13 protein-coding genes are annotated in these 13,249 nt (G+C 69.4%); 11 read left to right on the top strand and 2 right to left on the bottom strand.

Going from position 1 to position 13,249, the window contains the following annotated elements:
* The first annotated feature begins 67 nt into the window (after positions 1-67).
* The 4 genes from ACFXAZ_RS29890 to ACFXAZ_RS29875 all read left to right on the top strand — a co-directional run bounded on the left by ACFXAZ_RS29890 (position 68) and on the right by ACFXAZ_RS29875 (position 1,956).
* Positions 68-358, top strand: coding sequence for a hypothetical protein (locus ACFXAZ_RS29890; protein WP_384597483.1), 291 nt, complete (start codon positions 68-70; stop codon positions 356-358).
* 65 nt (positions 359-423) lie between these two features.
* Positions 424-795 (top strand): hypothetical protein, encoded by a 372-nt coding sequence (locus tag ACFXAZ_RS29885; protein ID WP_384597481.1) that lies wholly within the window; start codon positions 424-426, stop codon positions 793-795.
* Positions 796-825: 30 nt separating this feature from the next.
* Positions 826-1,476, top strand: coding sequence for a hypothetical protein (locus tag ACFXAZ_RS29880; protein ID WP_384597479.1), 651 nt, complete (start codon positions 826-828; stop codon positions 1,474-1,476).
* A gap of 156 nt (positions 1,477-1,632) precedes the next feature.
* On the top strand, positions 1,633-1,956 hold the full coding sequence (locus tag ACFXAZ_RS29875; protein ID WP_384597477.1) for a hypothetical protein: 324 nt from the start codon (positions 1,633-1,635) through the stop codon (positions 1,954-1,956).
* A gap of 9 nt (positions 1,957-1,965) precedes the next feature.
* Here the strand turns inward: ACFXAZ_RS29875 and ACFXAZ_RS29870 are convergent, their stop codons facing one another.
* Positions 1,966-2,364: a DUF3592 domain-containing protein gene (locus ACFXAZ_RS29870; protein WP_384597475.1), complete on the bottom strand. Its 399-nt coding sequence runs from the start codon at positions 2,362-2,364 to the stop codon at positions 1,966-1,968.
* Between the two features lie 84 nt (positions 2,365-2,448).
* Between ACFXAZ_RS29870 and ACFXAZ_RS29865 the strand changes: the two genes are divergently transcribed.
* The 7 genes from ACFXAZ_RS29865 (at position 2,449) to ACFXAZ_RS29835 (ending at position 9,166) form a co-directional block, all read left to right on the top strand.
* Positions 2,449-3,048 (top strand): hypothetical protein, encoded by a 600-nt coding sequence (locus ACFXAZ_RS29865; RefSeq protein WP_384597473.1) that lies wholly within the window; start codon positions 2,449-2,451, stop codon positions 3,046-3,048.
* Between the two features lie 123 nt (positions 3,049-3,171).
* Positions 3,172-4,149, top strand: coding sequence for a hypothetical protein (locus tag ACFXAZ_RS29860; protein ID WP_384597471.1), 978 nt, complete (start codon positions 3,172-3,174; stop codon positions 4,147-4,149).
* A 163-nt stretch (positions 4,150-4,312) separates the two neighbouring features.
* The gene (locus ACFXAZ_RS29855) at positions 4,313-5,143 is read left to right on the top strand and encodes a hypothetical protein (RefSeq protein WP_384597469.1); all 831 of its coding nucleotides are present in this window, start codon (positions 4,313-4,315) and stop codon (positions 5,141-5,143) included.
* Entirely contained in the window at positions 5,130-7,490 is a 2,361-nt protein-coding gene (locus tag ACFXAZ_RS29850; RefSeq protein WP_384597467.1) for a hypothetical protein, read from the top strand. The genes ACFXAZ_RS29855 and ACFXAZ_RS29850 overlap by 14 nt, the downstream gene beginning before the upstream one ends.
* The gene (locus tag ACFXAZ_RS29845) at positions 7,483-7,791 is read left to right on the top strand and encodes a hypothetical protein (protein ID WP_384597465.1); all 309 of its coding nucleotides are present in this window, start codon (positions 7,483-7,485) and stop codon (positions 7,789-7,791) included. Before ACFXAZ_RS29850 ends, ACFXAZ_RS29845 begins: the two co-directional genes overlap by 8 nt.
* A 147-nt stretch (positions 7,792-7,938) precedes the next feature.
* The gene (locus tag ACFXAZ_RS29840; protein ID WP_384597463.1) at positions 7,939-8,859 is read left to right on the top strand and encodes a peptidoglycan-binding protein; all 921 of its coding nucleotides are present in this window, start codon (positions 7,939-7,941) and stop codon (positions 8,857-8,859) included.
* 43 nt (positions 8,860-8,902) lie between these two features.
* Positions 8,903-9,166, top strand: a complete 264-nt coding sequence (locus tag ACFXAZ_RS29835; RefSeq protein ID WP_384597462.1) for a hypothetical protein — start codon at positions 8,903-8,905, stop codon at positions 9,164-9,166.
* Positions 9,167-9,262: 96 nt separating this feature from the next.
* Here the strand turns inward: ACFXAZ_RS29835 and ACFXAZ_RS29830 are convergent, their stop codons facing one another.
* Entirely contained in the window at positions 9,263-13,162 is a 3,900-nt protein-coding gene (locus ACFXAZ_RS29830) for a DNA-directed RNA polymerase subunit beta' (RefSeq protein WP_384597460.1), read from the bottom strand.
* Between the last annotated feature and the right edge of the window lie 87 nt (positions 13,163-13,249).

The raw sequence follows: 13,249 nt of genomic DNA, 5'->3' as shown, positions 1-13,249 counted from the left end.
GTCATGCCCTCCCCGGCGGGCCCCGGTCCGCCCGCGCCCGTGCCTGAACCACTTGAGGAGTTGAAGCATGGCGGTATTCGACGTCAGCGCGGCCCGCGCCCAGCGTCAGGAGGCGCTCGGCCGTACCTGGTCCTTCACCATCGACACGGACACCTTCACGCTCCCGACCGAGCTGACCCGCAGGACGGCCCGTGCGCTGCGCGAGCTGGACGACAACGACGTGGACGGTCTGCTGCGGGTGCTGCTGGGCGAGGCCCAGTTCGAGCGCTTCGACCTGCACGAGGTCACCATGCAGGACATCGCCGCGATCCTGGAGGCGTACGGCAAGGAGTCCGGGCTCGGCCTGGGGGAAGGCTGAGCCTCGGCGAGTTCGTCGACGAGCACGCCGAGGCGCTGGAGGCGGATCTGCTCCGCCACTACGGCGTGGACCTGCTCGACTGGCACCGCGGCCGGCTGTCCTCCCGCCGGCTCGCGGTGCTGGTCCGGCAGCTGCCGCGGGACAGCGCGACGCTGCGCGAGCTGCACGGCGAGGCCATGGACTGGTCGGTCACCGACCATCTGCTCGCCGCGGCCGTCGACCAACTCGCCGAGGCGAACTGGATGTTCGCCACGGTCCATCGGGACGAGGACGCGGAGGCGCTGGAGTATCCGACGCCGGTGCCGCGACCGGGGGCGGAGCCGACGCCGTCGCCGGGTGCGGAGCCGATGACTTCGCCCGATCCGGGTGAACCGGCCGCCGCCCCGGTGGCCCGCAACCCCAGCCCGGCCGAACTGGCCCACTTCTTCAGTGCATGACCGAGACCTCCCGGCAGGAGTGACAGACCGATGACCCTCTACACCCCGCTCAGCGGGCTCCCGTACCCACAGCCCACCGACACCGCCAACCTCCCCCTCCATCTCCAGTCCCTGGCCACGGGCATCGACAGCCGGACGATCCTGCGCTACCCGAACGCCGACGACCGGGACGAGGCGGTCACGACGCCGGTGGCCGGAATGGTGGCGTGGCTGACCACGCCCGGCACGCTCACGTACTACACGGGTACGCAGTGGATCGCGCTGGGCGCCTGGAACACGTACACGCCGACCTGGACGGCCGCGACAACGAATCCGTCGATCGGCGACGGGACGCTGACCGGGAAGTACGCGGTGGTGGGGAAGGTGTGCCACTTCACCACGCTGGTGACCTTCAGCTCCACGACGACGTACGGGAGCGGCGCCTACACGCTCGGGCTGCCGGTGACCGCCGGTGCGCAGGGCGGGCTTCCGCAGTTCCTGGGCATCGCGACGGTGCCCGGCGGGCGGGTCCTGCTGGCCTGCCAGCCGACGCTGTCCACCGGGGCGACGGGTATCACGCTGTGGGGCGTCACGAGCGAGACGAACCTGAGCCTCTTGCAGGTCGGCAGCGGCGGGGTGCTCAGTACGGCGTGGTCGGCCACCAGCGCGATCCGGATCAGCGGGACGTACGAGGTGGCGTGAGGACCGCCGCAAACGCCATGAGCTGACGTCGGCCGAGAATCGACGGTGTCCCGGATTTCCCCTGGGCAACACGGGTACGCCCAGTACCCTGAGGGACGCTAATCACTCAAATGTTCTAACAGGTGGGCTCGGGTAGTACCGAGGAATGGGGGCCGAGTGACCAACGAAGAGGGCGCGGCGTGGGCCGGCACGGAATACGCCGAGGCGGCGGCCGAGGTACGCGAGCAACTGGCCGCCCGCCTCAAGGGCCGCCCTCTGCCGCCCGACCTGGTGATCACGACGCGGGCGGAGATCGAGAAGCGGGAGTTCACGGCGTACGGGAAGGGGTGGCGGGACCGGGGGGAGCATGACGAACGCCGGCGGTCTGAGCCGACGGCTCCCGACCGGCCTACCTCGCCCGACGGCGCGAAGGTCCTGCCCGTCCCCCACACCCCCGGCTCACCGACGGCCCGCCCCCACCCGCACGACGAACTGTCCTGAAGGCCGTCGTCAGATTCCGGCGGCCAGCCAGATGACCGCAACGGCCAAAAACACTCCACCCAGCCACACCAAGCCATTACCAGGCATTCGCTTCTTCGAGTCGAATTTTTCGGCGCTCCGCACATCTCTGAGATTGGCCGGATTGTAGACGATCTCCATCGCGTCCCCCACTTGGACCACGGGGTTTCCAGTGGGGGCGGCGACAGAGGATTCTCTCGTGACGCCGTCCTGCGCGGTGTATTTCACAATAACGCTGACCGGCCAAGACCCCCCTCCTGGCTTGAAGACGCGATCCGCAACAATCCCGGTGACGGAAACTGCATTCCGCCGCATCAGTAAGTCCTGACGGAAGACCACCAGGCCTATCCCCGAAAAAATGAGCCCAAAAAATCCGAATGCGAATGCCATCTCGACCCCCTCCACCCATGCGCACCGCATGGCACAGCATTGACACCGCGCCACCCTAGCAAGCACTCCCGCAGGAGGTAAGCCATGTCGGGTGAAAACTCAGAGATCGACCGAATAGACGGCGAAATAAAAGCCATCAAAAACACCCTAAATGGTGACACAAACAAGGAGTCCATGGAGAAGAGGCTCGGCGTCCTTGAGGAGAAGGACTACGTCCTCGGGCACGAGTTCAATGCGTACAAGAACGAAGCCGTCGGCGCTGTATCGGATTTCAAAATGGCGGCATTCGAAGTGGTAGCTGCCAAGATGGCCTGGGACATCATCAGTCTTCAAATCCCTCCCATTATCAAGCTCAACGAGGAGTTCCTTCTCCACAGGTTTCGCCTGACGTATAACAACGACGGTGAGACCGGCGGTCTATTTCAGCGCCTGGTCCGAGACCACCGGGATGAACCGACAACCGCCACTACCGCGAACACCGGCACCGGGACCGGCACCGCCGCGAACACCACCACCGCCGCAAACACCCGCACCACCACCGCTACCACCGCCACCACGAACACCGGCGCCGCGACAGTTGCGAGCACCCGCGCCGCGACGGCCGCGGCGCGACAGGTCACCAGCGAGACGAACCGTGTGACCGCGGCCTCCAACGACCTGCGGGACAGTCTGGATCGCCGCTGACCACCCCCGCTGGCCCCACGCACACCACGGAGATGAATCCCCATGAGTCTCAAACGAGCCGTACTCAACGTGGCCACGAGCCTGCAGAACCTGCGAGGAAGGCTCGACCCGACCACCCGCAGCATGAGCGCACTGCAGAAGGGCGCCGCGTCGGCCAGCGGTCCCCTGTCCCAACTGAGAAACGGATCCGGCCAGACTGCGACCGCCGTCGGAAAGATACGGACCACCGCCAACAACAGCGACAGCGCTGTACGGAAGCTCACTGCCGGGCTGCGTACCCTGGACGGTTCGCTCACCAAGTCCAAAGGCGGCTCCGACCGACTCAAGTCCTCCCTCGACAAGCTCAAGTCCGCCGCCAAGGGCGCCCAGGGTGAGCTGAAGAACGTCAAGAAGCAGGCCGACGGCGTCAACACATCCGTAGGCAAAGCCGCCAAGAACGCCGACAAGGGCGAGAAGTCCATGGGCAATCTGGGCAAGGGCCTCAAAGGCGCCTCGCTCGCCCAGAAGGGGCTCAACCTCGCCATGGCCGCCAGCCCGTTCGGGCTGGTGATGACGCTGCTGGCGCCGCTCGTCGCGCAGTTCGTCAACATGGACAAGGTCACCGCCGTACTGCACAAGGGCGTCGAACTCGCCATGAAGCACATCGGCACGGCGGTGGGCGCGCTGTCGAAGAACTCCGGGCCGGTGCTCAAGGGCATCGGCAACGCCATGATCAGCCCCTTCACCGGCCTCGCCGTCGCTCTGAACGCCCTGTTCGGCATTCTCGCCGGAATCCGCATCTCCATCCCCGACTGGGTGCCCAAGTACGGTGGGCGCGGCTACTCCTTCCCCCGCCTCAGCGTCCCCGTCCCCCGCCTCGCCACCGGCGGTGTCGTCCAGGCCCGCTCCGGCGGCACCCTCGCCCTGCTCGGCGAGGCCGGCGAACACGAGGCCGTCCTCCCGCTCTCCAAGCTGGAACGCATGCTCGGACAGGGCGGCGGCCTCCGTACCCTCACCGCCGCCGTCGAGAAACTCGCCGACCGCCCGATCGTCATCCAGGTCGACTCGCAGGAGATCGCCCGAGCCGTGTTCCTGGGTCAGCGGCAGCTCGCCCGCCGATAGACAGGGGCAAGCACCAACGCCCTCAGCTCCCCAGCTCCCCGCTCCCCGCTCCCGCCCGCCGACGGACGCCCCGTCGGCTTTTTTCATGCCCGCACGCCCTCACACCCGCACGCCTCCACACCCGCACGCCCTCCCGGGCCGACTCACCACGTACGGAGCCCCCATGGGAAACCTCTGGATCGGCCGCCCCGGCTCCATGGCCGAGATCGACCAGGCCGCCAAGTCCTTCGACCGCAGCGCCGACCTCGGCGTCAGCGAGTTCAAGTCGCTCGGCGGCCGGGTCACCGTCACCCGCAACCAGGCCCCCGTCCGCCGCCTCAAGCTCGCCTGGGACCTGCTGCCGCCCGCGCCCGCCCGCGCGCTCGACCGCATCGCCCGCCGCATCGACGGCTCCGGACCGGTGTACGTCATCGACCCCGCCGCCGGAAACGTCCTCGCCCCCGCCCAGGCCGCCGGGACCGGCGTGGCGGGCGCCACCGACATCACCGGGCTCGCCCAGTGGTTCGTAACCCTCCCCACCGGCACCCTCACCACGACCACCCCCGGCGTCTTCGCCTTCACCGCCACCGATGCCACCAGCACGGTCGCCTGGCGCTGCACCGCGACCGTCGGCAACTTCCCCGTCACCCCCGGCCTCCCGATCTCCTTCCGCGCCCCCACCGCACTCGCCGCCCTCGGCACGGTCACCGTCGGCCTCGACTACAAGAAGGCCGACGGCAGCTACCTCAGCTCCAGCACCACCCCCGGCCCCCTCGTCACCGGCACCGTCCCACCCGGCGCCGCCTACGCCACCCCCACCGCCAAGCCCGGCACCCCCGGCACCTACTCCCTCGCCGGCGCCTGTCTGACGTACGGCGGTACGGCGGCGGACGGCGTCCCCGGCGACGGCCTGCCGCCCATGTCGGTCACCGGCTACAGCGACGCCCCCGGCCGCCCCCTCCCCTACCGCAACTTCAGCCTCGACCTCGTGGAGGTGTCCGGTGCAGCAGGCTGACGACGCCACCACCACCGCGCTCGCGGCGGGCGAACGGACCGTCACCCACACCACCCGGATCGGCGGCAAGGACCGCTCCGCGCAGGTGCAGTCCTGGCAGGTGGAGCGGTCGTACGCGACCGATCTGCCCGCCGCCATGCGCGCCTTCTCCGGATCCTCCGCCGCCCAGCTCCAGCTCCAGATCTCCGGCACCGGCGGGGTCACCGCACCCGAGCTGTACGCCCCCTGGGCGCTCCGCGCCACCGGCGACCTCGCCCGGCCGGGCCAGTCCGTCGTCCACCACGGCGGCGTCGGCACGACCACCCTGCCCGCCTTCCGCGGCACGGTCAGGTCCCGTTCCGCGCAGGCGGGCACCGACTCCGTACAGCTCACCGTGCTGGACGGCGCCGAACGGCTGCGCGGCCCGGCGCTGCTGCCCAAGCCGTACGCCGGATTCCTGTGGGGGCGGCCGGTCGCCACCGCCACCTGGTGCGTGGACGAACTGCTGCGCCAAGCGGGCGTGCACTCCGCCCCGCCGCCCCGCTACCCGGAGTTCGTCGCCGGGCAGCCGCTCACCCTCGTCCACGCCACCCTGCACGGCGGCTTCGCCACTCCGTACGGCCAGCCGGAAACCCTGCCCTCCCCCACCGGCTACACCTGGACCAGGGACGGCGCCCCGCACGAGATGGCGCTGCTGCCGCGCACCACCGGTCTCACCGCGAGCTGGTTCCCCCGCTCCCGGGTCACCGTGCCCGGCAGCAGGCTGCTCGCCGAGGCGTGGGTGAACAGCGGGGTCGGCACCGGCGACACCGTCCGCATGGATCTCGTACTGGACCGCACGGGCGGTACGAGCGGTTTCCTGCGGATGGAGGTGAACTTCGCGACCGGACGGGTCCTGTTCAGGTCCGGCACGAAGGACGACACCAGCGCCTACCTGTACTGGGAGAGCTGGCCGGCCGTCCAGGCGCTCAAGGGCGTGTGGCACATCGGGGCCTTCTTCGACACCGTGAGCACCGGCAGCAGCGTGTACCCGACCGTGCAGCCCCGGCTGACCGGCCCGGACGGCACGGTCCTGCTCGGCACGCCCACCACCTTCACCAACGCGTACGGCGTCCAGCCCCCGGCCGAGCTGCGCGAACTGACCCTCGTCACCGATCTGGCCGTGGAGGGCGTCCAGCTCACCAGCGGGCTGCCCGCGATGCCCTCCGCCGCCGTCTTCGACCAGACCGGCACCTGGACCAAGGCCGTCGAACTCGACGACGCGATCCTGCCGCTGAACGCGGTGCCCCGGGTGTCCGGCTCGCAGTGGGAGGTCATCGGGCAGATCGCGAAGGCCGGCCTGTCGACCGCCGAGTTCGACGAGCGGGGCGTCTTCCGCTGGCGCAACCACACCCGCTTCAGCACCACGCCGACCGTTCCCGACCTGACCCTCACCTCGGTACGGGACATCGCCTCCCTCACCCTCACCGAGGAGATCGACGCCTGCCGCAACTACATCACCCAGCCCGCCCGTGTCTGGGAGGACTCCGGCTTCGAACCGGGCACCACCTACACCGACACGATCGTCCGGTCCGTGCCCGCCAACGGCACGCTGACGGTGTCGTACGTCATGGCGGAGGAGGAGTTCGACATCGGCCCGCCCACGACGGACGACGACTCGGTCGTCACCGGCGGCTCCCAGGTCCGCTTCGCCACCACCCGGGCCGGCACCACGGCCGTGAAGGGCGCGGTCGACGTCCTGACCCGCCGCGAGGACGGCCAGCTGGTGATGCGGTTCACCAACCGCACGGCCCAGACCCTCTACACGGCGAAGAAGGACGGCACCCCGTCCGTCTACCTGGAGACGCTCAAACCGAAGGCCGACCCGGTGGAGCGGTCCGCCACCCGGTACGTCGCGGGTACGACCAGCGAGAAGTACTACGGCCGCCAGGAGCACACCGGCGAGAGCACCGACTGGATCCAGGACCTCTCCTCCGCCCAGGCCATCGCCAACGCGATGTACACGGCCGGGGTCTACCCGGTGCCCGTCATCGGGGACGTGGAGGTGCTCTACGACCCCCGGGTGCAGCTCGGCGATGTGATCCGCCTGATCGACAGCACGGGCACCCGCCTCAACACCCTGGCCTGGGTGGTCGGCATCAGCACCGCCGCCGCTTCCGACGGCGGCGTACGCCAGACCCTGACCCTGCGTGGCACCCAGCCCAACGGCACCCCGGCCGACGTGGGGCTCACCCCGGACGCCGCCGCGGACCCGGCGCCCGTCACCCTCGCCACGTACGCCTCGGTGACCGCAGCCTTCCCGACCCTGGCCGCCCTCACCGCCTCGGGCCTGACCTGGGGCGAGATCAAGGAGTCCGCGCATGTCTGAGACACCGGCCGGGCCCGTCGCCGGGACGGCCACGACAGCCCCGCCCGAGCCCGTCCCCGTCACCCTCGACGCCCAGCAGCTCGCCCAGCTCGCGGAGGCCGTCACCACCGGGCTGGCCGAGTATCTGGCGCCGGTGCCGGTCGCGGTGACGCCGTCGGAGGTGACCGAGACCGTATCCGACCCTGGCCCGCAGACACCCGATCCGGCCTCGCCGCAGGACCCCCCGGAGACCACCGAGCCGCCCACCGAGATCCCGCCTCCGGCACCCCCGGCCGGGCCCACCCCGCCGGTCGAGGAGTAGTACCCCCGGCCTACCCCGCCCGGCAACGCCGAGAACGCCGACACCCCCGACGCCCCGAGCCGCTCCCCCAGGCGGCCGGGGCTCATCTCTCCCCCCCCCGGCGGCTCTCTCCAAAAGGACAAGCCGCCCCCACCGAAAGGCGCCCCCATGGCCACCCCCTTGACCCCCACCGCCCTCGTATCCGCCCTACGGGCCGAAGGCGTCACCGTCGTCGAGCACCCCGGCTGGCGCACCAACAACCGCAACACCAAGGGCCGTTGGGGCCCGGTGCACGGCGTGATGATCCACCACACCGTCACCACCGGGACCACCGCCAGCGTCGCCCTCTGCTTCAACGGCCACGCGGCGCTCCCCGGCCCCCTGTGCCACGGCGTGATCGCCAAGGACGGCACCGTCCACCTCGTCGGCAACGGCCGCGCCAACCACGCGGGCAGCGGCGACGGCGACGTGCTGAAGGCGGTCATCGCCGAAACCGCCGTACCCGCGCCGAACGAGAACGACACCGACGGCAACGTCCACTTCTACGGCTTCGAGTGCGTCAACCTCGGCGACGGCAAGGACCCCTGGCCCGAGGCCCAGCTGGAGGCCATGGCCCGGGCCTCGGCCGCGCTGTGCCGGGCCCACGGCTGGAACGCGAAGTCCGTGATCGGCCACAAGGAGTGGACCGGCGCCAAGATCGACCCGCGCGGCTTCACGATGACCGCCTTCCGCACCCGCGTGACAACCCGCCTCGCCACCGGGCCGGCCCCCGCCCCCGAGCCGACGACCCCGGCGCCCACCCCTGCCCCCAAGCCGGCGCCCCCAGCCCCCACCCCTGCCCATCAGCCCTTCCCCGGCGCCGCCTGGTTCAGGACGAACCCCACGTCACCGATCGTCACCGCGATGGGCAAGCGCCTGGTCGCCGTCGGCTGCTCCGCCTACGCCCGGGGCCCCGGCCCGCAGTGGACCGAGGCCGACCGCGCGTCCTACGCCAAGTGGCAGCGCAAGCTCGGCTACACCGGCGCCGACGCCGACGGCTGGCCCGGCGCCACCTCCTGGGCCGCGCTGAAAGTCCCGTACGGCTCCTGAGCCCCGTTCCCCGAAGATCTCTCGACGTTCCCCCGAGGCGCCCATGACAGACCCCGATCCGAACGACCCCCTGACCATCGCCCTCGAACTGGAACGCCTGCGCGGCACCCTGGAGGCCGGGTTCGCCCGGGTCGACGGCCAGCTCGCCCTGCTGGTGCAGCGCAGCGATCAGAGCGATCGGCAGCTCGCCGACCACGAACAGCGGCTGGACGCCCTGGAGCGCGCCCGCTGGCCGGTCACCAGCATCGCCGCGCTGGCCGCCGCCACGGCCGTCGTCCTCGGCGTCTGGGAACTGGCGGCCCGCTGACACACCTGGCCCGCTGACACCCCCGGCCCGCCGAACACGCCGAAGGGCGGCCACCCGGAAAAGGTGACCGCCCTCCGACTCAGCTCAAAGGAACGACTACTGGTTGTAGGGCCCGTAGTCGTAGTCCTCCAGCGGTACAGCCTGACCCGACCCCGTACCGAACGGCGAGTAGTCGATGTCGTCGTAGCCCACGGCCGAGTACATCGCGGCCTTGGCCTCCTCGGTCGGCTCCACCCGGATGTTGCGGTAGCGGGACAGACCCGTACCGGCCGGGATGAGCTTGCCGATGATGACGTTCTCCTTGAGGCCGATCAGCGAGTCGGACTTGGCGTTGATCGCCGCGTCCGTGAGCACTCGCGTCGTCTCCTGGAAGGACGCCGCCGACAGCCACGACTCGGTCGCCAGCGAGGCCTTGGTGATACCCATCAGCTGCGGACGACCGGAGGCCGGGTGACCGCCCTCCTGGACCACACGACGGTTCTCGGTCTCGAACTTCGAGCGCTCGACCAGCTCACCGGGCAGCAGCTCGGCGTCGCCGGACTCGATGATCGTCACCCGGCGCAGCATCTGCCGGATGATGATCTCGATGTGCTTGTCGTGGATCGACACACCCTGCGAGTTGTAGACCTTCTGGACCTCGCCGACCAGGTGGACCTGCACGGCCCGCTGGCCGAGGATGCGCAGCACGTCGTGCGGGTTGGTGGCACCCGCGGTGAGCTTCTGGCCCACCTCGACGTGGTCGCCCTCGCCGACCTCCAGGCGCGCGCGCTTGGAGATCGGGAACGCCGTCTCGTCCGAGCCGTCGTCCGGGGTGATGACGAGCTTCTTGGTCTTCTCGGTCTCCTCGATCCGCACCCGGCCGGCCGCCTCGGAGATCGGGGCGACACCCTTCGGCGTACGGGCCTCGAACAGCTCGACGACACGCGGCAGACCCTGCGTGATGTCGTCACCGGCCACACCACCGGTGTGGAAGGTACGCATCGTCAGCTGGGTGCCGGGCTCACCGATGGACTGGGCGGCGATGATGCCGACCGCCTCACCGATGTCGACCAGCTTGCCGGTGGCCAGCGAGCGGCCGTAGCACATGGCGCAGGTGCCGACGGCGGACTCGCAGGTCAGCACCGAGCGGGTCTTGACCTCGGCGATGCCGTGCTTGACGACCTCGTCGATCAGCACATCGCCGAGGTCGGTACCGGCCGGGGCCAGCACCTTGCCGTCCACCACGATGTCCTCGGCGAGGCAGCGCGCGTACACGGACGTCTCGACGTTCTCCGCCTTGATCAGCGAGCCGTCGGACTGACGCTCGGCGATCTCCAGACGCAGACCGCGGTCGGTACCGCAGTCCTCCTCACGGATGATCACGTCCTGCGAGACATCCACCAGACGACGGGTCAGGTAACCCGAGTCGGCGGTACGCAGGGCGGTGTCGGCCAGACCCTTACGGGCACCGTGGGTGGAGATGAAGTACTCCAGCACGGACAGGCCCTCACGGAAGGACGCCTTGATCGGACGCGGGATCGTCTCGTTCTTGGCGTTCGACACCAGGCCACGCATACCCGCGATCTGACGCATCTGCATCATGTTTCCGCGGGCACCCGAGTGGACCATCATGAAGATCGGGTTGGTCCTCGGGAAGTTGGCGTTCATCGCCTCGGCGACCTCGTTGGTCGCCTTGTTCCAGATGGTGATGAGCTCCTGGGTGCGCTCGTCCTTGGTGATCAGACCGCGCTCGTACTGCTTCTGGACCTTCTCGTCCTGAAGCTCGTACCCGGCGACGATGTCCTTCTTCGCCTCGGGGACGACGACGTCCGAGATCGCGACGGTCACACCGGAACGGGTGGCCCAGAAGAAGCCGGCCGCCTTCAGGTTGTCGAGCGTCGCCGCCACGATGACCTTGGGGTAGCGCTCGGCCAGGTCGTTGACGATCTGGGAGAGCTGCTTCTTGCCCACCTCGTAGTCCACGAAGGGGTAGTCCTCGGGCAGCAGCTCGTTGAAGAGCGCGCGGCCCAGCGTGGTCTTCAGGGTGAAGGTGTCACCCTGCTGCCACTCCGGCTCGCCCTCCTCGCGCACCGGCGGCTCCCAGCCCCGCGGCGGGATGGTGCCCACCGGGAAGCGGATGTCGACCGGCGCCTGGAGCGACAGCTCCCCGGCGTCGAACGCCATGATCGCCTCGGCGCTGGAGGAGAACACCCGGTCGGTGCCCTTGACCCCGCGGCCATCACCGTCGGTGGTGAGGAAGTACAGACCGAGGACCATGTCCTGGGTCGGCATCGTCACCGGACGGCCGTCGGCGGGCTTGAGGATGTTGTTCGAGGACAGCATCAGGATGCGCGCCTCGGCCTGCGCCTCCGCGGACAGCGGAAGGTGTACGGCCATCTGGTCACCGTCGAAGTCCGCGTTGAACGCGGTACACACGAGCGGGTGGATCTGGATGGCCTTGCCCTCGACCAGCTGCGGCTCGAAGGCCTGGATGCCCAGGCGGTGCAGGGTGGGCGCACGGTTCAGCAGCACCGGGTGCTCGGCGATGACCTCTTCGAGGACGTCGTACACCACGGTCCGGCCGCGCTCGACCATGCGCTTGGCGCTCTTGATGTTCTGCGCGTGGTTCAGGTCGACCAGGCGCTTCATCACGAACGGCTTGAACAGCTCCAGCGCCATCGCCTTCGGCAGACCGCACTGGTGCAGCTTGAGCTGCGGGCCGACGACGATCACGGAACGCGCGGAGTAGTCCACGCGCTTGCCGAGCAGGTTCTGACGGAAGCGGCCCTGCTTGCCCTTGAGCATGTCGGACAGCGACTTCAGCGGACGGTTGCCCGGTCCGGTCACCGGACGACCACGACGACCGTTGTCGAAGAGGGCGTCGACGGCCTCCTGGAGCATGCGCTTCTCGTTGTTGACGATGATCTCGGGCGCGCCGAGGTCGAGAAGCCGCTTCAGGCGGTTGTTCCGGTTGATCACGCGGCGGTACAGGTCGTTCAGGTCGGAGGTCGCGAAGCGGCCACCGTCCAGCTGCACCATCGGACGCAGGTCCGGCGGGATGACCGGGACACAGTCCAGGACCATGCCCTTGGGGCTGTTGGAGGTCTGGAGGAACGCGGAGACGACCTTCAGCCGCTTCAGGGCGCGGGTCTTCTTCTGGCCCTTGCCGGTGCGGATGATCTCGCGGAGGCGCTCGGCCTCCTCGTCCAGGTCGAAGGACTCCAGGCGCTTCTGGAGCGCGGCGGCGCCCATCGAACCGTCGAAGTACGTGCCGAAGCGGTCACGCAGCTCGCGGTAGAGCAGCTCGTCGCCCTCCAGGTCCTGGACCTTGAGGTTCTTGAAGCGGGACCAGACCTCGTCCAGACGGTCGATCTCGCGCTGCGCACGGTCGCGCAGCTGCTTCATCTCACGCTCGGCGCCCTCACGGACCTTGCGGCGCACGTCCGCCTTGGCGCCCTCGGCCTCCAGCTCGCCGAGGTCGGTCTCCAGCTTCTTGGCGCGGCCTTCGAGGTCGGCGTCACGGCGCTGCTCGATCTGCTGGCGCTCGACGGAGACATGCGCCTCCAGCGAGGGCAGATCGCGCGTACGGCGCTCCTCGTCGACGAAGGTGATCATGTACGCCGCGAAGTAGATGACCTTCTCCAGGTCCTTCGGGGCGAGGTCGAGCAGGTAGCCGAGGCGCGACGGGACGCCCTTGAAGTACCAGATGTGGGTGACGGGCGCGGCCAGTTCGATGTGGCCCATCCGCTCGCGGCGCACCTTGGCGCGGGTGACTTCGACACCGCAGCGCTCACAGATGATGCCCTTGAAGCGGACACGCTTGTACTTGCCGCAGTAGCACTCCCAGTCCCGGGTGGGGCCGAAGATCTTCTCGCAGAAGAGGCCGTCCTTCTCGGGCTTGAGCGTGCGGTAGTTGATGGTCTCCGGCTTCTTGACCTCGCCGTGGCTCCACTGACGGATGTCGTCAGCGGTGGCCAGACCGATCCGGAGCTCGTCGAAGAAGTTGACGTCGAGCACTATGCGTCAATCCCTCTCAGGGTTGTAAGTCTGTGGTCTGATTCGGGGGCCTGGGGGTCGGCGGGGGCCTCAGCTGAGCTGGGCCCC

This window comes from Streptomyces sp. NPDC059477, assembly GCF_042749375.1.
Taxonomy (GTDB): domain Bacteria; phylum Actinomycetota; class Actinomycetes; order Streptomycetales; family Streptomycetaceae; genus Streptomyces.
This window is presented reverse-complemented; position numbering and strand designations above follow the sequence as displayed.

Excerpts from the sequence above, each read along its gene's own strand:
- ACFXAZ_RS29890 (WP_384597483.1), top strand. The coding sequence starts at position 68 with ATGGCGGTATTCGACGTCAGCGCGGCCCGCGCCCAGCGTCAGGAGGCG.
- ACFXAZ_RS29880 (WP_384597479.1), top strand. The coding sequence starts at position 826 with ATGACCCTCTACACCCCGCTCAGCGGGCTCCCGTACCCACAGCCCACC.
- ACFXAZ_RS29870 (WP_384597475.1), bottom strand. The coding sequence starts at position 2,364 with ATGGCATTCGCATTCGGATTTTTTGGGCTCATTTTTTCGGGGATAGGC.
- ACFXAZ_RS29865 (WP_384597473.1), top strand. The coding sequence starts at position 2,449 with ATGTCGGGTGAAAACTCAGAGATCGACCGAATAGACGGCGAAATAAAA.
- ACFXAZ_RS29860 (WP_384597471.1), top strand. The coding sequence starts at position 3,172 with ATGAGCGCACTGCAGAAGGGCGCCGCGTCGGCCAGCGGTCCCCTGTCC.
- ACFXAZ_RS29855 (WP_384597469.1), top strand. The coding sequence starts at position 4,313 with ATGGGAAACCTCTGGATCGGCCGCCCCGGCTCCATGGCCGAGATCGAC.
- ACFXAZ_RS29845 (WP_384597465.1), top strand. The coding sequence starts at position 7,483 with ATGTCTGAGACACCGGCCGGGCCCGTCGCCGGGACGGCCACGACAGCC.
- ACFXAZ_RS29840 (WP_384597463.1), top strand. The coding sequence starts at position 7,939 with ATGGCCACCCCCTTGACCCCCACCGCCCTCGTATCCGCCCTACGGGCC.
- ACFXAZ_RS29835 (WP_384597462.1), top strand. The coding sequence starts at position 8,903 with ATGACAGACCCCGATCCGAACGACCCCCTGACCATCGCCCTCGAACTG.